The organism is Candidatus Hydrogenosomobacter endosymbioticus (assembly GCF_021654655.1).
GTDB lineage: Bacteria > Pseudomonadota > Alphaproteobacteria > Holosporales > GW7 > Hydrogenosomobacter > Hydrogenosomobacter endosymbioticus.
On the sequence record NZ_AP025225.1, the window covers coordinates 160,282 to 186,380 of the forward strand.

The window sequence follows — 26,099 nt, forward strand, 5'->3', positions numbered from 1 at the left end:
TCAGCGTTTAAGCGAACTTTAGCTTTTCATATTTTCCATAATATATATTATACAACTTTTTATTGGATACTAATGTGTTGCATACCTCGGATATTGAGGCCTCCATGAAGACTTATTTTTCTAACTTTTCAAAAAAGAAGCAGCTTTTATATGGAGAGTTCATGATGCTTCTGTACACGGCCATATTTTCCAAGACGCGTTGCACATAGCTCCTAGTTTCCGCATATGGTATGTTTTCTATCCATTCTATTGCTTTGTCTATATTTTTTTCGTGCCTAGGGGTCCAGTCGCGCCATCTGCAAACGCAAGTTTTTCCGGCGTTGTATGCCGCTACGGCGAAGATATAGTCTCCATCAAACATGCGCAGTAATTTTTCTAGGTGAGAAGTTCCTAGGCGTATGTTGTATGAGGGGTCGAAAAGTTTTCTTTTGTCAAATTTTATATTCAGGCCTAACGCTTCTTCTTTTGCTGTTTCTGGCATCAGCTGCATAAGTCCGATCGCTCCAACTGGACTTATAACAGACGGGTTGAAAGATGACTCTGCTAGTATGATTGCGTGTACAAATGCTTCGTCTAGGGCTCTGCGGCTTTGTGACAGCTTGACCATTGGAAATGCATCTTTGAATAACACGCCGAATCTGTTTCCTAATTTTTTTGCGAACAGTATAGACTCTTTTTTGCAGAAATTTTTCATAAATGATATAAATTCGCGAGCTTCAGTATATGACTTGACAACTTTAGAATAATCTTTCGCTATATTAGAAAACATGTCTTGTTGTGCGCCGTATTGATGAAGCGTCTTGATGACGTCAAAGATTATCGCCAGCTCTTTGCTTGGACAAGCCTTTCCTGAAGCGCTGTGAGAACTGCAATAAGATGCAACTATTGGAAGCTCTAATTTCAGCATAGCGGCCTGTCCATAAAAGAAAAAAGGATATTGCGCGGATATTTTTAAACATGTCTTAGATTCTTCTATTCTTCCTAGGCGTTCGAAGCACATAGCTTTCCAATAGTTTGCTTTTGCTATGTATCGAGCGCGAGAATCTTCAGATATTTGATGTGCGTGATTTGTTATTTGAGAAAAGCATAAAAGCGCTTCTTTCGGCTGGTTTAGGCCATATAAATGTACCCAACCAAGCAGCCATAAAAATTCTGGCCAGTCCTTAAAAAGCTTATCTTTTCTGCTTTTATAATAGGCTGCGTGCTCTGCCCTCTCCTCTGCGAATGAGCCTAATTTTCTGTCCTTAAGCACAGACATAGCTTTGGAAAACATTTTACGCGCCTTGTCGTGTTTTCCAGTAGCTCTAAACTCATTTCCTATTTGGATTAGTTCTCGCGCAAGGTATATATTCAGTTTCCAAAGCTTCTCTCTTTTGTATAGAGACAAATTTTTAAACTTTACATTAGATGCTCGGATCGCTTCTTCAATTCTTCTTTCTCTTATAAGGAATGACGTATAAGCCCACCTAAAGAGAGCTTTTCCTAGAGTGGACCGCAAATTACAATTTAACAGAGCGTCGACAAGGCGGTTACTTACATGTTCTTTTTTGTTTGTAAGAGCAATGCAGCCAGCGTATATCTTATAGTTGGGATTGTTTTCTCTATTTTCGTGCTTAAATAATTCATTTAACAGCGCGACAGCTTCTTTTTTTTTATCGTTCCATAAAAGTGATTCCAGCCTGTCAAATACAAACGAAAGATATGGCAAAGCCAGTTTCAGAAAGTCTTTTTGCTTGCTGATAGACATGGTAAAATCTTCGCGCCAAAAGTTATCAAGAGCCACTCTTGCCTTTGCGGACAATATTTTTGCAATTTCAGCTTTTTCAGCGCGGCTTATTTTCTCTTCACTGCGCGCTCGTTTTGCTATGCTTTTTATATGCGGATCGGCTAGAGATTCGCATATACCTATGTATATCGCCCAGCCGCTTGCTGTCACTGGTGGATATTTGTCGAAAAAGCTCTTTACGTCTCGATATATAACGCCTCTTCTATCTTTTACAAGAGAATTTTCTCCGCATTTTTGAAGCTCTTTCATGACAGATGGAAAAAGGTAAAGCCAGTCTGGGTTGCGATAGAAACAATTCGTCATCCCTGAAAATGATACGTTTTCGGAAGAATGCGCCTCCTTAAGAGCCAAAATATCAATTCTCCATGCGTGGTGGTGGCGAGCGTCGTCAGCGTTACAGTAACGGTGCGAATCCATTGCTACTACAATTGTAAACGCATATACGATCAGAGCGGCAACACTTGATAATTGGTCTAATATTTTCATATGTCGGAAACAGAAGCTAATATTTCGCATTGTGGTTATGCTAGAGTCTAATTTGATAAGGCAAAAAGTTCAACTTTTGAGCGGCTCTTGTCATTCCTGCCGTAGTCAGCGCGAAAACAATGGCTAAATCAAATGAAAAGAGCTCCTATTAGTCGTATTTAAATCCATCCCTTTTTCACAAATAAAAGCAGCCGTGTAGGAAGCGTGCAAGCTTACGGTAGCGGCTCTGTAATTACGCTTCTCTGTCTAAAAAGCTCCGTAACTTTTTCGATCTAGCAGGATGCTTTAGTTTGCGTATAGCCTTAGCTTCTATTTGCCTGATGCGCTCTCTAGTTACTTTAAACATCTTTCCAACTTCCTCAAGAGTGTGTTCGTGATAATTAAACCCTATACCGAAACGCATCCTAAGGACTCGTTCTTCGCGCGCTGTAAGTCTTGCTAGTATCCGTGTGATTATTTCTTGAAGATCTTTTCGTATGGCGGCGTCGGTTGGAGATACGGCAGATTCATCCTTGAGAAAATCTCCTATGTGGCTGTCTTCTTCGTCTCCTATTGGGGTTTCTAAACTTATTGGCTCTTTCGATATTTTCATGATTTTCTTTACTTTTTCCACAGACATGCCAAGGTGCTTTGCTAGTTCTGTGGCGGTGGGTTCTCTGCCAGTCTCATTAATGACCTGACGAGTTATTCGAACTATTTTGTGGATAGTTTCTATCATATGGACAGGTATACGGATGGTTCGGGCTTGATCAGCAATAGATCTCGTGATTGCCTGGCGAATCCACCACGTTGCATATGTAGAAAACTTATATCCTCTCTGATACTCAAATTTATCGACGGCTTTCATAAGGCCTATGTTTCCCTCCTGAACCAGATCGAGAAATTGAAGACCTCTGTTCACATATTTTTTCGCTATAGATATGACAAGCCGAAGGTTTGCTTCTATCATTTCATTTTTAGCTTTTTGAGATTCTAGTTCTCCCTCTTGAACTGAAAGAACAATGTTTCTGAACTGAGAGATTGTTTTGCCAACAGAATCTCCTATCGAATGTATTTCTTTTAGCTTTTCATCTATATCGCGAGATTTTTCAACAACGAAATTTTCCCAATTTTTATGAGTTTTGGCCATCTTATTTGCGTATAATAGAAATTCTTCAGGATTTTTATCGATATAGCTTTTAACAAAATCTTTTCTATCTATATCGCAGCTCTTAGCAATTTTTAATAGAGCCTTATCGCATTCTATTAATTTTGTATTGAATGAGTATAAGTGATCGGTTAGTTTTTTTATGCGCTGAGGCTGAAGCCTTATGCCCTTCATAAGAGCCAGAATTTGCTGATCTTTTAAGGCTTTGTCTTCTGAAGATTGTATAGAATAAGTTTCTGTCGATATTTGTTCTACTGTGCGTAGTTTTTCTATCATAACTGGAAGCATAGCAAGTTCGAAAGATGAAATAGAGATTTGTTCTTCCGAATCTTCTATATCTTCGTGAGTGTCTCCTGCGTCTTTTTCTGTGTCATCGTCGAATTCTCCTTTGCCTCGGGCTTTTAATTTTTGTGAAAGTTTTTTTTGTTTTCGCTCTGTTCTTGCGTCGTCGTCGGATTTTGTTGAGCCTTCTGCCGATGCTTGATCTGTTTCCTCTTCATCTTTTTCTGTTGGTTCCGTGTCGGAAAAATCTGAGTCTATTTCTGACGCTATATGCATTTGGTCTTCGCTCATAAGAGAGTCTATGTCTATAAGATTACGTAGAAGCATTGAGCCATCTTCCAGTTGTTTTCTCCATGATGATAGCGCTGACACCACTATTGGGCTTGAGCATAAACCAATCAGCACTTTTTCTTTGCCGCCTTCTATGCGTTTTGCTATTTCAGTCTCTCCGTTTCTTGATAAAAGCTGAACAGATCCGATTTCTTTTAGGTATAACCTAACGGGATCGTCTATGCGAGCCGCGTCTTCTTCTATGGTTTCTTCAGGAGATTCCGTATCAGCGAAAAAAGGTTTTTTATCAGCTCCAAGATCGAATAGCTCGTCTTCTGCGAGAGATATATCTTCATCTGCTAGAGCTGCTATAACTGTATCTAGCTTTTCTTGAGTAATTGGGTATGATGCAAACGCATTCGTAACGTCACTGTATGTAACAAATCCGTCCTCTTTACCTTTATCTATTAAATCTAAAATTATTTTACGCAGAGGTTTATCTTGTTGGATCTCTTCGTCGTCTGTCCACTCTTTTTTTAGTAATTGTTTATCGTCGTTCATACGGATAATGTCTCCTTTTATCAATAGTTTAAATTCTGTTTATATAAAATTCTTTCATTTTTCGAAGATGATTCCACGATTCTTCTGTTTTTGAGTTTAGCATGGCGATTTTCAGCCTATCTATTTCGAGAGTTTTGTTGATCTTTTCTTGATGCGCGCAGAAAAACTCTGTCCATTTTTCTGCTATTTCTGCTGCAGACTTTTCTTTTGAAAATAAGTTTGCATGGGGCTTTACATCCGCTAGATTCTTGCATGCTCGGGCGCAATCTGTTTTCCCAGAATCCTCGAAATGCTTTACTATCCAGTCCATTCCGTCAACGTCGCTGTTTCTCGGAAGCTTGCTAAGAGTAACGCTGGGAAAGCCATCTCTTAAAAGGGTTAGCTCTTCGTATATTTTCTTATCAAGATGCGAGAAAAAGCATTCTTCGGGGATATTTATCATGGAGATGCTTTCTTCTATATGAGGTATTATCTCCGGATTGAAAACTATTATCGCAAACAAAATTCTAAGCTGGTTCGTAGATGGGGAGCAGGCGTTTGTTTTTGTAAAAGCGATTGTTTCTGTTTTACGTATAAGTAAACGGTTTTTTCCGCTGATGTTGTCGAAATAGTGTCGGCGCTTTTCGTAATAAAAATCCATGTAGCACTTTTTGGTCATATCGTCTTTTATCAGCGAGACCCACTCTTTAAATTTTTGGTTGTTGTATGCGCGCCGCTCAGGGATGCGCTCTTCTCTTGCTCCTTCCATTCCTACGCTATTTTTCCAAAGGAATTCACATAGAGGCACTGCATCGTGGGCGATCTTTCGTAGCCTATCCCCTGAGGAGTCGTTATAGACAATGCTATGCGGGTCTTCTTTGTGCTCAAGGTTACAAAAGAATGCTGTGTGGCCAGGGCGAAGAAGAGGAAGCATTTTCTCTGCGGCTCGCAAGCTTGCTGAAAACCCTGCGGTATCTCCGTCGAAGCATATAATTGGTTCGCGACAAAATTTCCATATATGCAAAATTTGTTCCTCGCTTAGTGATGTTCCAAGAGATGCAACAGCTGGCATCACTCGCTGTGCAGCTATAACGTCAAGGTAGCCTTCTACTATTAGTACGCGAACGCTATCGCTGCGACAGTTATGCAAAGACTCGGCGCCATACAGCTCTAATCCCTTTGAAAACAGTTCTGTTATTGGAGAGTTTAGGTATTTGGGGGCCGCGCCATCAATGGATCTTCCGCCAAACGCTATAACTCTTCCTCTTCTATCAAAGATGGGGAACATCACGCGTTCCCGAAATTTATCGTAAACCTCTCCAATTTCGTTTTGTGATATCAGGCCGCATTTTTGCATGACGTTACTGGAGATTCCCAAGCTTCTCATTTTGTGGAAAAGCCCGCTACGAGGCGCCCACCCTAATTTAAATCTTTTTATTTCATCCGAGCAGATTCCTCTGGACGCTAAATACTTTGCTGCTGGAGCATTGCCATTTAAGTTATCACAAAACCATTTGCACGCTGCGTTCATTGCTGAATACATTTCTTCTCTTTGCTCATGGAAATTGTCGGAAATACTCTCGCGTGTTGCGCTGGGGATGCTGACCCCTGCGTGTGACGCAACGATTTCAACGGCTTTTAGAAAATCTATTCGCTCCATGTTTTGTATAAAAGAAAAAACGCTTCCATGCGCACCGCACCCAAAGCAATGATAAAACCCCTTTTCGTCGTTAATCGTGAATGACGGAGTGTTTTCCTTATGAAAAGGACACAATCCGCAGTACTCGTTTCCAGCCTTTTTCAATCGCACATAGCGTCGAGCTATGCTAGACAGCGAAACTGCATTTTTTAGGTCAGAAATAAATCCAGGTGGAAGCACGGACCGTTGCCAACATTATCGACAATTCGTAATGATAGTATAAACGGCTAAAAATCTCAACAAACCTTTTCACGTTGGACTTGGTGGTTAAGGTCTGCGTATGATCTCGCGATGCTGTTTCTAAAACGGTGATACTGAACCGTTATCTGCTATGTAATCCAACACAGAAATACCAAAAGATTTTTCATAATTGGCTTTATATATAAATTTTGGATATTCTACGTATGTGAGTTTGAGGTTATTCTTTGCGAAGTCATCTTCGTTTTGGTAGATTCTCGCACCGTTTCCTGATATATACTCATCACCTCCTGTATAACGTAAGATTTCAAATGTTCTGTTGCTTAGCGAGCTTGATATATTCATTTCTGATGCGAAGACAATTTTTTTTCTGAACCATAGGTCGTTTATATAATTGATTATTGCCATGTTTATGTCGAGAAGCAGTTTAAATAACTCTATTTGGCGTATAATTTCTATAAGATCGTAAGCATCGTTAGAAAAAGGCCGTTTTGAGTATAAAAGTTCAAGTTTGTCTGTAATTGCAGCTATGTTTTTTGCGCGCATACGGCCGCTTATTTTTGTTGGAGAGTCTTTATATACCTCTATGTCTGATATTGGTGTGTTCGTTTTGTGTTTTTTCACTGGAATAGTAAGCCAGGAACTCTTGTCTCCACGTATGATGCGTGTACGGTTTATATATGACTCCTTAACATATTGCACGTCATCTAGGATGACGAATGTGTCACACATGTGCATCTTATAGAAATATCCCATCCACGGGAGGAAATTAGGTTGATGGATTGCAATTTTCATATAATGTCGTCAGCTACTCGCATGTAGCTATCATAAATTTATGACTATTTTCAGAGAAAATCCAAAAAAATCCAAGCCCAGAGTAAAACTTGAACAGTCGCTTATTGTTTTGCGGAAGCTTTAAAGACAAAAATTTGTATTTTCCAGAAACTAAAGTTGTGTCTATGGCTTTTTTCACTAGAGACGTCCCTATTCCGCATGAACGTTCTCCTGTCTTCACCACTAATCTATGTATGTGCGCGCATCTGGGCGATTTTTCAGACATAATGCAATAGCCAATAACAGTTTTGTCTTTGCTCGTGTCAGGAGCTGCTATAGAATGTGCGCTGTAAGCCACAAGCGACAGCGTCCATTTTCCCGGCATATATAAGAGAAAATTCTCTTTGCTCCAAATTTTGCCTAAGCCAGAAAGAGCGTCTATGTGAACAAGTTGACTCATAAAATCATCGACCGATCTTTTGCATAATCTGTTTATCGATATACTCAAAGTAATTCTTTCGCACTTTTCGTCCATTTTTCAATTTTCTCACCTCGCGCTAATTTTTTCATATATCATAGCGTCTCTAAAAATCACCAGATTATACGAATTGCTTCAAACGATTCTGCAAAATCACAGCCGCACTGTATGCCTCGCGCAACCGCAAGTCCGCGTATAAAGCTGTCATTGAAATACCCTTTTTTAAGAGTGTGTTTTTGGCTGTCATAGCAAGACAAAGCAGCTATTTTTTTTTCAATCTGTGAGGAGTTTAGGCTGATGAACATGTTGGGATCGAACCCGAAGTTATTCCATATCATTTCATAGCACCACATACTGCAGTTTTTAAATGTGCGCATAGCTTCTAGGTATACAGAGCTGTGGTCCTGATGAATGTCTGATTTTGATGGAAATACAACTGTGTCGGGAGATATTTCTTTTGAGATTTTTATCATATTGTCTAGAAGCAATTGTCTGTCGCGCTGAAATTCGCGTACCTCAAAGTCAAGCGTAATTCGGCGGTTTTCAGCGACTCCGAGCACATCCATAGAGTTATGAAATTCTGAAACTAAAGTTTTGCTGTCGGTCAATCCAGAGTTCTTGATTGATTTTTCGCATTTAGAAAACGCCACGACCCAAACGTCAGCACCATTTTCGACCATTTTGGAAATTGTTCCTCCAGAGCCCAGTTCCGAATCGTCTGTATGCGGAGACAAAAAGATTATTCTATTGGTTTTCATCATGCGTCTCTGAATATTTTGCAAATACGATAACAAAAAACTGAAAATATGCGAAACATAACTGATGAAAACGAAACAGAAAGAAAGAGTGCCCAGAAGAAGACTTGAACTTCCACGGGAAAACTCCCTCTAGAACCTGAATCTAGCGCGTCTACCAATTTCGCCATCTGGGCATACCCTGATATGGTACATGCGTAGTATGAAACAATTGTATGGAATACACAAGAGCGCATATATCAATGGTATGCGCGTATAAGAAACGTCTAAATATTTTATAAATTTATTGAAATAAAAATTTATAAAAACAAGGAATAGAATAGCTGTGCAAATAGCTGTGCAAAAACACAAAGCCACCTGGTTGAGAGCAAGTATGTTGTATAGTTACGGCCCTATCCAACGAGTTTTCCGCTTAAGCTGTTTTGAAATCCGCGCGATATTTTCACTGGAAAAACCTTTCCTATGAAATTTTTTGGAGCAGACAAGTGAACAGACTGCATATATTCTGTTTTGCCTATAACCTGATTTTCATATCTTCCCTCCTTTTCTATAAGAACAAGAAGCTCTTTTCCTTCCATAGATTGGTTATAGTGAAGCTGATGCTTATTAATAATCTCTTGCAACACTGCTAGGCGGCGTATTTTTGTTTGTTCATCAATTTGATCCCATTTAGAGGAAGGTGTTTGCGGTCTTGGGCTATACTTGAATGAATATGCCTGCGCGTAACTCACTTCGTCGACAAGCGCGCATGTGGCTTCGAAATCGGTCTCTGTCTCTCCTGGAAATCCCACAATGAAATCGGATGAAAACGCGATATTAGGGAGTATTTTACGAAACTCATTGATGATTTTTATGTATTGACTTCGCGAGTAGCCTCGATTCATTTTTTTCAAGATAATATCAGACCCGGATTGCGCAGGCAGATGAATGAACGGCATAAGTGATGAAATTTCTTTGTGCGCTTTCATTAGCTCTGTAGTGATATCGCATGGGTGAGATGTTGTATACCTGATTCTTTCTACACCTTTTATGCTGGAAATGAGGAATAAAAGCTCTGTAAATGAGCAAACAGCAGACGACGAATATTTTCCATTATATGCGCTGACGTTTTGTCCAAGAAGAAATATTTCTCTTGCCCCAGAAGATACAAGTTGGTTGGCCTCAGATATTATTTCTGATGTCGGCCTAGAATACTCTCGTCCTCTTGTGTATGGAACAGAGCAGTATGTGCAAAATTTATCGCAGCCCTCTTGTATAGATATAAACGCTGATGGCAACTTTACTAAAGTTCTGTTGCGTGGGAGCAGTTTAAATTTGTCTTCTGCTGACATTGTCGTGTCTACTATGAAATTTTTTTGCATCTTTACCTCTGGGCATTGTTTTTGGCTTATAACTTCTTCTATAGACTTTTGTATATTCTGATATGCCTGAGGCCCAAGAACTATGTCTACGCAATCGGCTCTTGCAAATATTTCTTTCCCTAACGCCTGCGCGACGCATCCGACTACTAAGATTATAACCGAACGTCCTTTTTCTGCTGCTTTTGCCTTTATTAGAGCAATTCTTCCTAGGTCAGAAAAAAGCTTTTCTTGAGCTTTTTCTCTTACGTTGCACGTGTTTATAACAACAATGTCTGCGTCTTCTGGAAGCGATGTTTTGATATGACCAGCTAAAAGCAAAATCTCTGCGATTCTGTCTGAGTCATAAGAGTTCATCTGACAACCATATGTCTTTATAAAAAACTTTTTGTTTCTGCTCATCAACGCTTTGGAAATAAAGCATATAGACAGCATTATAGACTTTATGGACGGTATCGAGGAAGTGGTTTAAAGCTTTATTTACTAAGAGCTCTGGTTTGTTAGATGAATTGTTGTAACTTGTAATCGCTATATGCTAGAATCCATTGCAACTCGGCGGAGTAGCTCAGTTGGTTAGAGCAGCGGAATCATAAACCGCGGGTCGGGGGTTCAACTCCCTCCTCCGCTAGTGTGTTTTCCAGTTAACTCTATGTTTAGTGCCTGCGCGTATAATGCTTTGTGAAGGGCCTGATTATGCGGAAAAAAAGTGAGTTACATTTCAAAAATAGCTATTTATTCTGCGGTATCGTTGTCTGTATGTGGAGAATTTTCTTTTTCTGCGACGGATGATTGCGCTGAAAAATGCAGAGATAATTCTATGACTATATCAGAATATATAGAATGTATGGGGAAGTGCGATATAAAAGACAAAAACTCTAAGAGTGGTCGGTAATGAATTTATATATTGCGCATAAACGTGAATATTAAAGCAGGGGAGAAAACAACATGAAAAAAGTAGCCAAAATTACGGGAATAGTTTTGCTTATGCCGTGTATTATTTGCGGTTGCGAAACGGCGAAGAAAGAAAACCATCTGAAAGACGGAGATTGCGAATATAGCTGTGCGTCTAAATCAATGAATAAAGCAGATCTTTTAAACTGTCTAGGCAAATGCAAAAAATCCAATGAATCGACGGTTAAGGTTGGCATAGCTCCAACATATAGCGGCGGGAAAAATGACTCTACTTCTAGCAATCCAACAACCCATGGAAGACGCTAGCGTACCTGTTTGTTACGGCGAAGCCTGCGTTGTCCATATTGTTATTGCTCAACGTTGATTATTTTTATGGGCGATACGATTAAGATGCAGGTTTTGTTTTGCGATAGAAAACGGGATTGATTAAAAATGACTAGAGGGCTTATGTGCGTTTTGGTTTATGGTTTTTTCGTGGTTATTCTGCCCTCTTATAAAATATTATTTTGAATTTTGTGCGTATAGGGCGCGCATTGAATAAATTTTTGACGTTATATTGATGAGGTTTTTTCTAGAAATTCTTTTGCCAGAGCGAAGCATTATCGTTTTTTTTTTTCCTTTTTCATATAGCGCGAGGACAAGATCGCAATTTCCTTGCGGCAATTCTGACAATAGGTTTTTAAGTTCGACAAGCTGATACTCGTTGGTTATGTCAATGGTCGCCATGTCACATTCGGCTTCCATCATTTCATTCAAGTCGTTTACGATTTGCACGGTGAGTTTTGGAGAATCCTCTTCAACGTAACCGCTCGCAACTATGTGTAAAAATTTTCCGACCTTAAGAAGTTCTGTAAATTTGCCTAGTACGTCAGAAAATGCAACAACTTCGTAATGCCCTTTTGGATCGGATAAATTTATAAAAGCATATTTGTTACCAGCTTTGCTCACCTTCTCTTTCACGTCTATCACAACTCCTATCATGGAAAAAGGTTTATTAGTCTGGTTTTTTTCTAGGAATTCGCATATATCGGACGAGAAAACAAAATTTTTTTCTATCTTGCAAAAATCTTCAAGCGGATGCGCTGTTAGATAAAATCCGATGGCCTGAAATTCGTGCAGAAGTTTTTCGTGCGGGCTCCAGTCTTCTATTTCTTGAAGCTGTGGTCTTATTGATTCTTGGCTGAATAGTGAGAGCTCATCGGAGGTTTTGTTGCTTGCGGATGAATGTGAGAGAAGGAGATCTAGAGAATCCATAAGTTTACGCCTGTTGCTGCATAAACAATCGAAAACGCCAGCTTCTATTAGGCTCTCCATATTTTTTTTGTTTATGCAATCGACTCTTTCGAGAAAATCGAATATGTCTGAAAATTTGCCGTTTTTTTCTCTTTCAAAACAGAGCTTTTCCATTGCTGCTGCTCCGACATTTTTAATTGCAGCCAGCGCATATCGAATACACTTATCTCCTTTTTCTGATGATTCTATAGAAAATTGAGCTTTTGAAATGTTAATGTTAGGCGGCAATATGTTTATTCCTATGCGCTTTGCTTCTCGAGTGAATAAGCTTAGCTTATCAGAGTTTGCAATGTCTTGCTCCATAAGCGATGTGAGAAACTCTATGGGGTGATTGGCCTTTAGATATGCTGTTTGATATGTGAGGAGAGCGTATGGTGTTGCATGCGCTTTCGGAAACGCGTATTCAGCGAATTTTTCTATTTGGTCAAACAGACGTTCTGCTTTCTCTATGGTACCTCCAGTGTGTTTCAGGACTCCGTCTATAAAAGTTTTTCTCTGAGAGTCCATTTCAGACTTTATTTTTTTTCCCATAGCTCTTCGCAGAATATCAGCTCCGCCCATGCTATATCCCGCTAGTATTCTCGCTATTTGTAATACTTGCTCTTGATATACTATGACTCCAAATGTTTCGCGCAGGATCGGCTCAAGTTCGGGGTATGCGTATGAAATCGCCTCTCTGCCATGGCGACAAGCCACATATCTTGGAATTTCGTCCATAGGACCGGGTCTATAAAGAGCGCCGAGCGCTATTATCTCTTCAAAATGGTCTGGTTGCAGGTTGCGGAGCGCAGAGCTGATGCCGCTTCCTTCAAGTTGAAATATTCCAACAGTTTCCACATTGCGCAAAAGGTCAAATGTTTTTGCGTCGTCTAGAGGAATATTTGTAATGTCTATGTGAGTTCCGTTTTTCTCTGCCATATTTATGGCATTTTGTATTATGGTAAGCGTCTTTAGTCCTAAAAAATCGAACTTAATAAGGCCGGCTTTTTCTATGTATTTCATAGAAAATTCTGTGGCGGGAAGCGCTGAGTTTTCGTCTTTATAAAGAGGGACAGAGTTGCAAAGGGGCTCGCTGCCAACAACAACTCCAGCTGCATGAACAGACGCGTGTCTATACAACCCTTCGAGGCGAAGGCATACCTTCATCATGTATGCTATTTGTTCATCATTTTTCTCCATCTCGCGAAGTATTGGCTCCATCTTCAGAGCGTCCGAGAGATTTATTGGATGCGCTGGGTTCTGAGGAATGAGCTTGCAAATACCGTCAACCTGTTTATATGGCATCTGTAGCACGCGCCCTACATCACGAACAACGGCTCTTGCCTGGAGCGATCCGAACGTGATTATATGAGCGACCCTGTCTTCTCCGTATTTTTTTCGCACGTAGTCGATCACTTCATCTCGGCGATCTTGACAAAAATCCACATCGAAATCTGGCATGCTCACCCTTTCTGGGTTCAAAAATCGCTCGAATAATAGCCCAAACCTGATTGGATCAACGTCGGTTATGAACAAACTCCATGCTACAAGCGAGCTTGCTCCAGAGCCTCTTCCAGGCCCTACAGGTATTTTTTGCGACTTGGCCCACCTGATGAAATCAGAAACTATAAGAAAATACCCAGCAAATCCAAGTTTACAGATCATCTCTGTTTCATAGCGAAGCCTCGAAACATATCCAGCTTCTTTTTCTCCTCTATTTTCTAATTCCTCTATAGACTGCGCTTCTAATCTTTCGCACAAGCCCCTTTCGCTTCTTTTTATAAGCTCATCGGTCTGAGGAAGCTCGCATTGAAATGATGGAAGAACCGGCGGCTTAGACTTGAGTAAAAAACCACACCTCTCGGCAAAGCACACGGTGTTTTGAAGCGCCTCTGGTATATCTTCAAACAATTTTTCCATCTCTTCGGAAGATCTGAAGTATTTCCACTTTTCTAGGCGTTTTCTATCCGGATCCTGTACATATTTTCCGTCCGCAATACAACTCAGAGTGTCTGTGGATTCAAAATCATCAGGGGTCAGGAAAAGAGCTTCGTTAGATGCGATAACAGGAAGCTTGCGTTCGTATGCAATTTGCAGGACTTGTTTTTCAACGTCATTACTATTAGGGGAATAACGTCCATCTCGAAATATTTCTATATAAAGCCTCGATGGGAACAGTTTTTGAAATTCATCTAGAATGGACAAAGAAGAGTCGAGCTTTCCATCAAGTAGACCTTTGTATAAAAAACCGCTTTCAGAGCCGGAGAGACATAAAAGGCCTTCTGTATGACCCTCTATTTGATTTAGTGTTATTTTTTCTCGCAAATTATTCCCCTGCCCTACCGTTGTCATGGTGACAAGTTTGCATAGATTTGAGTAGCCAGCGTCGTTTTTAGCGAACACAGCAAACGAAAAGTCCGAATCAGCGCTTAGGGTAAGAGAGCATCCTATAATTGGCTGCATCCTAGCATCTTTACATGCGAACGCAAATTCAAGAGCGCCAAATAGGTGACCTCTGTCGCATAGCCCTAGCGCTTGCATTTTTTGTTCTTTTGCAGCTGTCACTAGATTTTTTATTGACATAGAGCTTTGCAAAAGCGAAAACGATGAGCAATTTCTAAGGGCAATGTAACGAGGCCTTACTCTGGATTTTAAACCTTTGTCTTCACGTTCATTCATGATTATGCGGGATTTTATCGTATTGCTCATTAAGTAGTGTTAATTCGATATGTGTATAGTGAACTATTATATAGCGTCATAGCTTGTTTAGAAAATACTGGCTGATGTGGGCGCGGTATTTTTGAAATTTATCAGATTTTAAAAGCTTGGCAGAGCGAAAGTGTATTGATTTTTTATTAAATAAAGGATAGCATCAGGTTGTGTCGCGGGATAGAGCAGCTTGGTAGCTCGTCAGGCTCATAACCTGAAGGTCGTAGGTTCAAATCCTGCTCCCGCAATTTTTTATCTCCTAGTTGGCTTCACTGTATCGTCTTTTCAGAGTTTTGATATACTCTTGCTTTTTTCTCGTCTGTATTTGCTTTTATGGATGAGGTGGCCAGATCTTCCGCTACGGCTCCTGGAATTGAAAATAGTCCTGCGGTTGTAACTCGCACCATATAGTAAAATTTGAATTCTTTTTGAGATGAGCCAAGCTGCAATACTGCATATTGGGTGTTTCCTCTGTTTTCTTGGCTAAGAACGGAAGATTCGCTATGAATTATTTTTTCAAGATGCGGGCTGAGATCTTTTACTTTTTCAACTGCGAAGGCAGCGGCTAGCTTATCAGTCAGCAGAATGCTAGCTGGGCGGCCTGCCACTTCTCTTTTTCCTGAAATAACGACGCATACAAGGTCGTTTTGTCTCAACTCTTTTATGCTTATTAGCTTTCCATCTTGAGAGAAAAATTCCTTCTTTATTAAAATTCCTCTTGGTTCTATGGAATTTACTTGGCCCGACATTGTAACGGATACCCAAATTTTATTTTTCCCGTGGTTTCTTATAGAAACTTTTCTTTGGTTTTCTCCGCAAGTGAATTCTGTTGCGCTGGATGTTTCTGAGATTTTGGCTGTTTGACCGCCGTCGACAGCTGCTTGGATATGAATTTCTGAATTTGCAGAGCAGGAGTAGGATGACCTTAAGTATGACTTTGATAAAAATGCCGCGCGAAGTAATAGTGATTTTTCTTCGCCATTAAGCTCTACAGTCCTTTTCGAAAATAACTCTGTAAGCTTTGTTACTAGAGCTCGCATTAATTCTTCATCCTTTAGATCTGGCAGTGAGTCGAAAATTTCGGATAAGACGATTATTGCAGAACAAATCCTTGAAATTCCCATAGCTTCGCTTGAGATGTCATCTACTTTACTGTTTTTTTTGAGCCCCAAAATTTCATCCATTCCGTTTTTTAAGAAGGGGACAGCGAGGTCTGAGTTGCCATTCAGCGCAAACGCTCCGGCGATGTAAATTTTTGCCAGAGGAGTGGAACAGCTTTCTATATCTTTGACAAAGTGTTTAAAGTCGGACAAAGAAAGGTTGCCAGTTTTCGAAATTACGAAAAATCCATGAGCTATGTTGTTTATATACTCATCTCGATCAGGATTAGAAACGCGCATATCGTGCCTAAAAAGTCTGTAACTATTTACAAGTCGAAAGAAAAACTGTTCAAAATTTTCAAATATACGCTTATCGACTGAGTAACCAGCTTCCGATGCGTTGATGGCAAACTCTGCTTCTTTAATTTTTGACGACGTATAGTGGTAATCCATTCTAATTATTTGTCGGTTACTATTACAGCAGCCCCTCCCCCTTTCTCCGCATAGCAGCCTCATAATTGCTTTGCGTATTGTACTTTTTGCGAATCCAACCGATATTTTACCGCCGGAAATTGCAACAGCAGAGTCTGTATACAAAAGTGGAATAGCTAAGTTTACCAGAGTATCTCCATACAAATCGTGCGCACTGTTTCCAATTGAAAGAAGGAGGTCTCTTAACGGAACCGGGAAATTTTCATTTGCTTGAATTTTGATAAGCACATTTCCAGCGAACTCGCTGGGGATTGAAATTTTCTCGGTTTTTCCTGGGGCTATTTCGGCAACATTATACCTTAACGCGTCGAATTTTTGGTCATAAACGGGAAGAAACACGGTTCTTGTGTATGGGGCATATCCAGGAACTGATATGTTTGCATCCAGTCGCGCGAATTTTTGCGTATGAAAATAGGAAGGGTCCTCGTTATTGGCGTTAGTGCTGTCTATGGCCGATATAAAGAATTTTCCTTCGTATTTTTTTTTGTCGTTTTTGGAGAACGGTAGGTCGGATGCGACGAAATTCTCTTGTGATATGCGGCTGCAATTGGATATTGAAATATTAACAGTCCCGCTTTTGCCGTCTGTTCTGTATATACTATATGGAATAACCGCTTTGTCTCCTTTGGTAAGGAATTTAGGTCCATATGTTTCGAATATAACAGGATCTTTTATAGTAATTAATTTTTCAGAAAGCCCGCTCGCATTTGCAGAAAACGCCATAACGGTAAGGCGTGCGGTTCCTGTAAATTCTGGAAGTTTGAATTTTATAGTAGCTGTTCCGTTTTTTCCTACTTTTGTCATACACGAAGATAAAGCCAAAAGATTGTGTATACTTTGCTTTGGCAAAAATGGTAAGCGGTATGCGTATGAGTTGATAGATCCGACGCCTCCCCCTCCAGTTTTCAGCTCTCCGCTTATAGTTTTTATTCCAAGGTTGATATAGTCGTACAAATCATACAAATTCCCAGAGTATTTATACTTCGAGCTAAAATAACCAGCTGGGGATATAGGTTTGAATTCTGAAATCGAAAGCAGCGCGTCGTCAGTAAGGAAAGCGCATACATAAACAGGTGATGATTCGTCTGCAGGAATTCTCGCGCTTCTGGTATCTATGTTTATTTTAAGGGAGTCTAGTGGTCGGACTGTGTTTGGAGAGTCTGTTTTAATTTCTATGTTTTCGCTTTTCTCTACATCGACCCATGTAATCCCAACAGATCGCAGAGGGAATGCAATTTTCTCTGTTTCAGTAGAACTGTTTTCTGCACAGTGGCAAAACTTCTTTATAAGAGATGCAGCTGGGCCGGAGTATAAGGTTCTTTTTGTTTCGAGAGGCCTGTAGGCATTGACTATTATATACACCCCGTTAGCCCATTTTTTTGTCACAGAGAAGCTTGCTTGAGCGCTTTTTTTATTTATGCGTATGTCTTTAGTATCTAATATTTCGTCGGACATAACGCTTACGTTGGCTACGCCATTTTCAAACGGAGCTGCGAACCTAACAGACAGTTTATCTCCTATTTTGTATGATTTTTTATCAGTTACTAGCGATATTGCCGTTGGAATTTGTGGTGCGTTAGATGCATTTACAGACCCGAGACTAAAATTGTATTTGTTGATAATTTTTCCTGTATCTTCGAAAACCTTTATAACGTAATCGGATGGGGCCTCTATGTCTCGCAAAACAATTTTTGCACTGTTTTTCCCAGTTGGTATGTGCACCCTCCCCTCTTTTACCAAAAATATTTTTGGGTGAGATACGTACGATATAGATCTTGAAGAGTTTTCCAGGCTTCCCTCATCAAGCTTTTTATTGATTCTATAGCTATGCCAATCACTTTTTTTGTATAAGGCAAAATATACAAACCGTTCTTTTGTGTCTGGTTTGTTGTTTTTTATTCTTGCTTTAGCTTTGTTGTCTATTATTTTCGCTAAAAATCCGATAGATGTGCGGCTGGTATTATCATTTGAAGAGTCGTTGACGATGCATTTTTTTGGATCGAACAACGGTTTTATGGCAACGAAGCTTTCTGCGCTGTCGTGAATTGAAACAAATATGTCCTTTTTTACAGTAAAACCTCCCTGATCTGCAACTTTTACTGATATTTTTACTTTTCCTATGACTGGTTTGGACATAATTTGTCTTAGGGGGAGCGCGATTTTTATTTTCCCGTCTTTTCCAAACCTTCCTAAATTTATGGTTTTAGAATGCGCTCCCATTTCCTCTTCAAAGGCGTCGCACTCAAAGCTATAGCCGTTAAGGTCTTTGGGAGACAAACCAGACACAACTGATACTGAGCATTCTGAGTCAAGTCCTTCCGCTGGTATGCCAAAAGAGTGCCTGCATTCTACGTTCAGCGTTATGTTCCCGCTTAGATCAATATCACTTGCAGATGCATCCAATTCTATTGACGGAGAATTAAACGACGCGATTACTATATCTAAAGATTTTAGTGGTCGAGCTGAAGGGTCTGAATATGCTTCTATTTTCCATTGTCCGTGTAGAAAATATTCCTTGAGCTCTATGGGACAAGAAAACGCTCCAGCTTCATTCGTACGCAAAACCTTCACAAGCACGAAGTCACCAGCTGGGTTTTTTAACTTAACTGTGATCGGGACTTTATTTACGCTGGAGGCAATATCGCTGCATTTGATTGCGCCTACAACATTTACTGTTTCCGATGGCCTATATAAAGTTCGGTCAGTTGTAATGAACAAATCTATAGGGTTATCCCTATCTCTGCCTTCAATGTCATAGCCGCTTAGATCTATCGAGTCGTTATTTTTATCGCTTAGGTCAGATATGATAAGAGTTGAGGTTCCTCCGGTCTTATGGGATGCGCATATCTTTGCTGGATAACTTTGTGTATTGGTCGTTAGTTCCGTAGATTTGCCAAGCATCTCATAGGAAATTCTAGCGCCGTCTCCGAAAATTTTGCTGGGGAATAATACTTTGCCATATTTGTCAGTATAGCCTTCTGCCAGAGTCCTTCCATTTTTTGACAGGATTGATACGCGCGCCCCGTGATATGGAGATGTGCTTGAGATAGAGCGCGCTGATACAAGTATATCCCCTGTTTTTGTCCTTATCGCCGAAAGTCCTATGTCCGTTACAAGTAAACGTTCCGTTTGAGCGGAGTCCGAATTATATCCATAGTACTCTGTATCCCCAACTTGCGCGCGAAGAAAATATGAGCATTGGATTGGTAGCGTCCGTACAAACGGCAACATTTTGTCTATAGGAACTTCGACATTTACTACCTTGTTATTGCTGTAAGGAATTTCTATGGATCCCTTCCAAACACGCTTTGTTTTTTGTAATAGAGCGTTGCTCGATAAATACCCAGAGCTTATAAGCCCTCCGGAAGGTTCTAAAACTTGATATAGCTCAAGCTTTATTTTCTTCGTATTTATGCATGAAACGGAGATCTTAGACTCTTTGCTAATTGTTTGTATTTTAGGTAAAACAGCTGCTTTATGTTTGAAAAATACATGGGAAGAAATATCTGGCACCTCCACAGCTAATTGATAATCTTTTACGAGGCTTTCTCCACATGAAGACAGAAGGTCTTTCTTAATTGTGCATTTATAAGATGTTCCGTGCTTTAAGCCTTCTATTTTTATTTTGTTCCCGAATATTTTCACGTCGCCAGCGCTAGGAGTGACCTGTACTAGCTTCTTGATATCGATTGAGGTGTCTATTGTATGTCGAAAATCTAGGTTCAGCTCTATGTATTTTCCTGCAGGCTCTATGTGAAAATGAACAACTTCAAACGGAGAAATATAAGCAAGCTGTGGATATAATGATCGGAGCTTTTTTATTGGGCACAGCTGATTAGATATTTGTATAAGCATTTCTGTATCCGAAAAGGATACGGCGCTTGCTGCTAGCAAAAGCGCGGCTAACTTCTCGTCGCTTAGATCAAATTTGTAAAGATACAGGCATAAGAACTTTGCATGCAATTGAAAAATTTCAGAAACAGTGGCAGAGCTTGCAGAGCCCTCATTTTCATTCTGAGTCTTGCTCGCCTCGCATATAAGCGAGAAAGCCAGCAAAAAGTCAGAAAAAAGCTCGTTCTTAGCTTCTTCTGAATCTAGTTTCGGAAAAGACAAAAGTAAATCGTGAAATTGTATTGATGCTCTTGCAAAGTCTTTGTTTTTTATAAGCTCTCCTATTTTGAATTTTCTCTTTTTATATTCTTCTTTTGAAAGACTTTTTCTGCCTTCAAACATTTTAAAAAAGTTTTCTGTTGAGTCCGGATTTTCATGCGGATAGTACAAAATGGAACTACGTAGCTTTTCGTAATCGAAGCGGGAAACAGAAATATCTTTTTCTTGTGTTAATAGAGGCTGCAGTGCAAGTGAATTGGACGCAACAGACAGGACGGTGATTACGCATGAGCATGTAAGGCAAAAGTTTATAAAAGGCGAGAGAAAAGTAAACACTGAGAGCAGCTAAAGAGTCAGCAAGTTTAAGCGTATAAGAGTATACCAAACAATCAGGGTTTTCCAGCAATGTTTTTCTGTTCTAGAATCCATGAACAAAAATGTTGAGCAACTCTTCGCGGAAACTAGGAAGTATTTAAAATATACAGCAATATGATTTGCTTGCTTCACTCTGCTTTTGCTTTTTCATCGCTTTGTTTGAGTGGCTGGCCTTTTGGCTCTATTACTATTGACCCGGCAAACCTAAGATCGATAGATGCTACTCCGGATAGAGGTATGTTTTTGTTGGACAAACTTTCAAAAGCTGTGCACAGTATGTTTAGCGCCTCTTCTGTATCGGTTTCTGGTAATTTCACAACTATGCCGTTTTCTAGGTGGAGGTTCCATCTGTGATTGCGCAAAAACACAGCAGCTACCACTTTTGGAATTTTTCTCTGAAACTTTGATATAGTTTGAAGCAACCCCTGAAAGTTAGAATTTGCTTGTTCTCCTACTATGGTGATCATATCTTGCGGGAATTCGTTTTCGTCGCATTTTATTGTTGTTCCAGATCTGTCTATAAGAAAAAACTTGCCATTAACTTGCCATACAGCCATTGGAATTCTCTCTGATATGCGGATGTATAGAGATCTCGGTAGCCATCGCTCGATAGAAGCAGAGCTTATCCATGGAAGTTGCTGTAGGTTATTCTTAGCTTTTTCTATGTCTATGGATAAGATAGGGTCGTCGATGCGCGCTCCTAAAGCGGCGCAAATCTCGCTTGTTGTTGTGCGAGATCTCCCGTCAACTATAACGTCTTTCAAAGAAAACCCGATTTTTTTGGATGTGCGCATGCACAGCTTTGCAACTGTTTTTGGAAAAACTAGCGTATATATAACCAAAAACGCGCTTATCATTAAAGCGATTATTTTCGCGTATCTAGCCAACAGCCTGTATATTTCTTTCATATTTTTTTGCCGAATGCGTTTATGCAAGTCTCCAAAGATGCGCAATATCTGATTTCGCATATAGTAATCTATAGCGTAAGTTTTGGAAATTAGCAAAAAAGCAATAAAGAGCACAAGAAACGTTTGACGGTATCAGACTCTATAATTGTGTAATTTTGGAAAAACTGCGTAATACGCGATAGACGCAATTATAGTGTCGTTAGATGACAGAAAAATTTTCTACTAAGGGGCTTGCAAATGGAAAAGTAAACTGGTAGCATTCTGATCAAGCGGTTGCTTTTTCATAGGCCGGTGGTTGGAGCGAGGAGTGTACACACGATCCCATCCCGAACTCGAGCGTGAAAATCCTCAGCGCTGATGGTACTGCGTCTTAAGGCGTGGGAGAGTAGGTCGCTGCCGGTCTTTGAAAGAGCGATTGCTTTTTTCTTTTTTTCTGCCTGATTTTTCCGTTGATTGCGTTTTGTTCTATAGACGGTCTGTTTTGCCGCCTTTCCACTCACTCACTCGCGCTTGCTTGCTTGGATTGCAGTGTGCGGGTGGCCCACTGGGGCTTTTCTGGAGCGGCACTATAATAGATTGGAACTGTTTTTGCGCGGTTTATGTTTGCTTGGGTATGTAGTGGCGCATATAATGGTGAAGAAGAAGTTTTCCTTGTAGCGGTTAAATGCCGAAGTTTTTTGTTATTGCTGGTGAGGCGTCCGGGGATATGATAGGGGCCGATGTAATTTGCGGTTTGCTTGAAGAGTTTTCGAGTAAGATAGAAATTATTGGAGTTGGTGGTCCGATGATGGAAAGGGCCGGAGGGTTCTGCTCTATGTTTCCATTTTCTCAGATTTCTCATATGGGGATTGGAGAGGTAGTAAGGCGACTACCACGAATCATAAAATTAATAAACGCATGCGTTAAAGAGATAGAAAGGGTTAGGCCAGATGCAATTATTACAATAGATTCACCAGAATTTTGTTTTAGGGTTAACAAAAGAGTGAAGGGGAAATTTCCTATAATACACTGTGTGGCCCCAGCTGTGTGGGCGTGGAGACGCGGAAGAGCGAAAAAAATACACAAGTATGCAGACCACATCTTATCGGTGTTTCCTTTTGAAGCCCCTTATTTTGCAAAATCCAAAATAAGCGTGAGTTTTGTTGGCCATCCGGCAGTTCAAAATTTTCACAATTTAGAAGGAGATTGTTTTTTGCAAAAGGATGAAGCTGCTCTTCTTAAAGCTGAACGTAGAAAAAAGTTGATGGACGAGCTTAAAATATCTGGCGACGAGAGGATTCTTTGCGTTCTCCCAGGAAGCCGAAGATATGAAGTATATAATTTTTTACCGATATTTAGTGAAGCGGCTAGGATCGTTCAAAATAATGCTAAGACTAAGGTGTTTCCCGTGATAGTCGCTACAAAACAGTGGCCTGGTGCTACAGACAGATACAGCGGCGGGTATCCAGTGGTCTTGGATGCTGATATGAAGAGAGCTGTATTTGAAAATTCTGCTGTTGCGATTGCTGCGTCTGGGACAGTTGGTCTTGAGCTGGCAGCGCATGGCGTGCCTATGGTTGTTGGATATAAAGCTCCAAAGATTACCGAGCTTATATTAAGGTTTATTTTAAAAACAGAGTGGATATCTCTTGTTAATATTTCTGCAGGCAGGAGAATAGTAAAAGAGTTTTTGCAAAATGAGTTTACTGAACACAATATTTCTGAAGAAATTTTATTGTTATTAGAGGACGAAGACTATGCAAAAGCTCAAAAAGACGAACTCTCTCGTGTTGCTGAATCGTTTGGTCATAGCCTTTCGTTTAAAAAAGCTTGCGCGCAGGAAATAGCTCGTATTTCTGGATTTTTAAGTTGATGTTTTAGCGGAGAGATTACGTTTATGTGTTTTTTGTTTATTTCTATTTCGGGCTTTTTAACTATATCTGCTGGAGCGGTTTGAGCTCTGTATTTGACGAAATCATTTTTGTATAGTTTTGTGCTGATGCTGAAAGTCTTGAATAAATGGTATTACTAATAATAACGCGCTTCTAATAGGCTAGAGTAGATTTCGCCTGGCCCGCTGCGCGAGTTGGGGCAATCTGCAAAAATATTATTGCATCAGCCTATACGAAGCCCTATCCCATATACATTCCGCCGTTAATATGGAGAGTGTGTCCTGTTATGAAGGAGGAACGGTCGCTCGCTAAAAACAGGGCCCCAGAAGCGATGTCGTCAGGAGAGCCTGCGCGCTCAAGAGGAATTGCAGAAAGAAACCTTTCTTTGGCCGAATCGTTCAGTGTCCCTGTCATCGCTGTTTCAATATACCCTGGAGCTATGGCGTTTACCCTTATTCCGTAGCGAGCGTATTCAGATGCTAAGGCCCTGGTAAGCCCTATTAGTCCGGCTTTTGATGCGACATAGTTTGATTGCCATGAATTCCCGCAAAAAGCGACAACAGACGATACGTTTACTATAGCCCCTCGCCTCCTCTTCATCATTTTTTTTATGGCTGATCTCGACAGGAAAAAAGAAGCGCTGAGATTGGTTTCGATAACTTCGTCCCACTCTTCATCTTTCATTCGTACGCACATTTGATCTTGTGTAATGCCTGCGTTGTTGATTAGTATGTCTATCCCTCCGATCTTGTCTTCTATTTCGTCGACAGCTTTTCTAATCTGATCTCTGTTTTTTACATCTAGGAGGTGTATATAGCACCGTTCATTCCCCATTGACTCTGATATTCTTTGCATAGCAGCCGTGTTTCTTCCGCACATGCAAACATTCGCTCCGGCGGAATGAAAGGCTCTGCTGATGGCTTCTCCTATGCCTCCACTCGAACCAGTTATTACTGCTGTTTTTTTATCTAGCGACAACACAGATATGTCCATATCCTCTCTCTACTAACGAATTTCTCACATCTTGGGAAAAGAAGCAAGGTATCAGCTGAATGAGCCGCTATGACGATTAGAAGAGTTTGTCGAACGTAGCGCTAACCGCTTTTTTACTTTTAAAAATATAAAGTCTTACACGTCTTATATGATGTTTAATGCGGGTAAGCTCTTGAAAAATTTTTTCCAACGTTACCGGGATAGTTTTTCTATGATAGCAATGTGTTCTATACTTTTTTACCCGGCGCTATGCATCGCTCATTCGTCTGAAGATCTTTTTTTAGAGGGAGATGATTTTACTGCGAACCATCGGAAATTCTCGGATGACGAGAATTTAGAGGGGGATGATTTTACTGCGAACCATCGAAAATTCTTGGATGACGAGAATTTAGAGGGAGATGATTTTACTGCTAGCTATCGAAAATTCTTGGATGACGAGAATTTAGAGGGAGATGATTTTACTGCTAGCTATCGAAAATTCTTGGATGACGAGAATGCGGCGGAAAGTAATTTTATAGCTAGCGGCAAGAGGTATTCTGTAAAATTTGGAAATAACAGCTTGATGTTGAAAGACTTCAGGGTAAAAGACTCATCTGCTTCGCAAGCCACTTCTATTGGAAGGCTATGCATTTCTGCAACAAAAGACGGGACTACTTATAACGCTACTTTTCTCAACGATTATGAAATGGGCGGGGGTTTTCAGCTTTTTAAAACAGCGCATACAGAGGTAACTGCTGATGACGGATATCACTATACGACAAGCGGAAGCATAACTGACTTCTTCGATATAAAAGTTGATGTAATTGATAAAGGGGGCTTAACAAGCCCAGTAAATGTAAGGTATTCATTTACAGCAAAGGAAGCGCTAACTGATGTGAGCATAGCTCTTATATATGATTTTTGTGATGGCGCTGCTACGCCGTCTTTGTTGAGCAGAGTTAATGCCGGGAAGACAGATTTGAATTTTATTGCTGCATGCGACACAACGCAGGGAAACTATTTTCCTGCCAGCGCTTTTTACATTAGTCCGGCTGATGTGGCCGGAAGCACTGCTTCGGATTGCAAAACCTTTGCTGGATGGCTTCTTTGGGATGATGTAGGAAAGCATATTTCTTTGTCGGTTCCAAGCACAGTGGGGGATTATGCTCCTTCGCTGTATGCTTTAGGGGCAAGCTCTGATCCGTCAACCGACACTATGACTGGATTTTCGATTAATGAAGGTGAGACTGTTGTTATGGACGTTTTTATAAACGCTGTGCCTGGCAAATATAACTCTTATGAAGAAGCCTTCTCAAGTGTCGATGAGCTGTTTCAAGGAGAGAAGACAGACTATTTTTTATGGCTTAAAAAACACTTTTCGCCCGCTGCACAGACATTAAGAGAAGCGATGGGGACCGCTTTCGAAGCGATGATATCGCAAACTCCTCCAACTGATGAGAGTGCTGCCGCGATATGGCAACAAATACACACGCGCGCCAGAAGCAAAAATACTAATTTATGGGTTGAAAAGGCAAAAAAGAATTTCGTAAAAAAACTTAAAAACGAAACAGAGTTATGGGCAGAGTATGAGTGAATCACGAAATG

The 26,099-nt window shown here is 40.3% G+C and carries 15 protein-coding genes, 3 tRNA genes and 1 rRNA gene; 7 read left to right on the top strand and 12 right to left on the bottom strand.

What is annotated here, in order from left to right:
• Positions 1–112: 112 nt before the first annotated feature.
• The 8 genes from HYD_RS00810 to miaB form a co-directional block, all read right to left on the bottom strand.
• Entirely contained in the window at positions 113–2,272 is a 2,160-nt protein-coding gene (locus HYD_RS00810; RefSeq protein WP_236865360.1) for a lytic transglycosylase domain-containing protein, read from the bottom strand.
• Between the two features lie 232 nt (positions 2,273–2,504).
• Positions 2,505–4,532, bottom strand: coding sequence for an RNA polymerase sigma factor RpoD (gene rpoD / locus HYD_RS00815; RefSeq protein ID WP_236865369.1), 2,028 nt, complete (start codon positions 4,530–4,532; stop codon positions 2,505–2,507).
• Between the two features lie 28 nt (positions 4,533–4,560).
• Positions 4,561–6,390, bottom strand: coding sequence for a DNA primase (gene dnaG, locus HYD_RS00820; protein WP_236865372.1), 1,830 nt, complete (start codon positions 6,388–6,390; stop codon positions 4,561–4,563).
• Positions 6,391–6,510: 120 nt separating this feature from the next.
• The gene (locus tag HYD_RS00825) at positions 6,511–7,203 is read right to left on the bottom strand and encodes a WbqC family protein (protein WP_236865373.1); all 693 of its coding nucleotides are present in this window, start codon (positions 7,201–7,203) and stop codon (positions 6,511–6,513) included.
• Between the two features lie 13 nt (positions 7,204–7,216).
• The gene (locus HYD_RS00830) at positions 7,217–7,717 is read right to left on the bottom strand and encodes a GNAT family N-acetyltransferase (protein ID WP_236865375.1); all 501 of its coding nucleotides are present in this window, start codon (positions 7,715–7,717) and stop codon (positions 7,217–7,219) included.
• Positions 7,718–7,773: 56 nt separating this feature from the next.
• Positions 7,774–8,421, bottom strand: a complete 648-nt coding sequence (locus HYD_RS00835; RefSeq protein ID WP_236865380.1) for a PIG-L deacetylase family protein — start codon at positions 8,419–8,421, stop codon at positions 7,774–7,776.
• An 86-nt stretch (positions 8,422–8,507) separates the two neighbouring features.
• A tRNA-Leu gene (locus tag HYD_RS00840) sits at positions 8,508–8,591 on the bottom strand.
• Between the two features lie 216 nt (positions 8,592–8,807).
• Positions 8,808–10,208, bottom strand: a complete 1,401-nt coding sequence (gene miaB / locus HYD_RS00845; protein WP_336511902.1) for a tRNA (N6-isopentenyl adenosine(37)-C2)-methylthiotransferase MiaB — start codon at positions 10,206–10,208, stop codon at positions 8,808–8,810.
• A 119-nt stretch (positions 10,209–10,327) separates the two neighbouring features.
• On the opposite strand from miaB, the gene HYD_RS00850 reads away from it, so the two are divergent.
• From HYD_RS00850 to HYD_RS00860, 3 genes are all read left to right on the top strand, one after another.
• Positions 10,328–10,401: transfer RNA gene (locus HYD_RS00850), tRNA-Met, on the top strand.
• 78 nt (positions 10,402–10,479) lie between these two features.
• Positions 10,480–10,665 carry a hypothetical protein gene (locus tag HYD_RS00855; protein ID WP_236865385.1) on the top strand — a complete coding sequence of 62 codons (186 nt, stop codon included), beginning with the start codon at positions 10,480–10,482 and terminating at the stop codon, positions 10,663–10,665.
• A 53-nt stretch (positions 10,666–10,718) separates the two neighbouring features.
• Positions 10,719–10,991 carry a hypothetical protein gene (locus HYD_RS00860; protein ID WP_236865386.1) on the top strand — a complete coding sequence of 91 codons (273 nt, stop codon included), beginning with the start codon at positions 10,719–10,721 and terminating at the stop codon, positions 10,989–10,991.
• Between the two features lie 195 nt (positions 10,992–11,186).
• Here the strand turns inward: HYD_RS00860 and dnaE are convergent, their stop codons facing one another.
• Positions 11,187–14,636, bottom strand: coding sequence for a DNA polymerase III subunit alpha (dnaE, locus tag HYD_RS00865; protein WP_236865388.1), 3,450 nt, complete (start codon positions 14,634–14,636; stop codon positions 11,187–11,189).
• A gap of 204 nt (positions 14,637–14,840) precedes the next feature.
• Here dnaE and HYD_RS00870 point away from each other — a divergent pair.
• Positions 14,841–14,914: transfer RNA gene (locus HYD_RS00870), tRNA-Met, on the top strand.
• A gap of 21 nt (positions 14,915–14,935) precedes the next feature.
• Here the strand turns inward: HYD_RS00870 and HYD_RS00875 are convergent.
• Together HYD_RS00875 and HYD_RS00880 are read right to left on the bottom strand one after the other, a co-directional pair.
• Positions 14,936–20,491 (bottom strand): alpha-2-macroglobulin family protein, encoded by a 5,556-nt coding sequence (locus tag HYD_RS00875; RefSeq protein ID WP_236865390.1) that lies wholly within the window; start codon positions 20,489–20,491, stop codon positions 14,936–14,938.
• Positions 20,492–20,871: 380 nt separating this feature from the next.
• Positions 20,872–21,651 carry a cell division protein FtsQ/DivIB gene (locus HYD_RS00880; protein WP_236865391.1) on the bottom strand — a complete coding sequence of 260 codons (780 nt, stop codon included), beginning with the start codon at positions 21,649–21,651 and terminating at the stop codon, positions 20,872–20,874.
• Positions 21,652–21,938: 287 nt separating this feature from the next.
• On the opposite strand from HYD_RS00880, the gene rrf reads away from it, so the two are divergent.
• Both rrf and lpxB read left to right on the top strand, forming a co-directional pair.
• Positions 21,939–22,053 (top strand): 5S ribosomal RNA (rrf, locus tag HYD_RS00885).
• Positions 22,054–22,315: 262 nt separating this feature from the next.
• Positions 22,316–23,503: a lipid-A-disaccharide synthase gene (gene lpxB, locus HYD_RS00890; protein WP_236865393.1), complete on the top strand. Its 1,188-nt coding sequence runs from the start codon at positions 22,316–22,318 to the stop codon at positions 23,501–23,503.
• Between the two features lie 259 nt (positions 23,504–23,762).
• On the opposite strand, the gene fabG is transcribed toward lpxB, so the two are convergent.
• Complete coding sequence (fabG, locus tag HYD_RS00895) at positions 23,763–24,515, bottom strand: 3-oxoacyl-[acyl-carrier-protein] reductase (RefSeq protein ID WP_236865395.1); 753 nt, start codon at positions 24,513–24,515, stop codon at positions 23,763–23,765.
• A gap of 211 nt (positions 24,516–24,726) precedes the next feature.
• On the opposite strand from fabG, the gene HYD_RS00900 reads away from it, so the two are divergent.
• Positions 24,727–26,088 (top strand): hypothetical protein, encoded by a 1,362-nt coding sequence (locus HYD_RS00900; protein ID WP_236865397.1) that lies wholly within the window; start codon positions 24,727–24,729, stop codon positions 26,086–26,088.
• Positions 26,089–26,099: the final 11 nt, after the last annotated feature.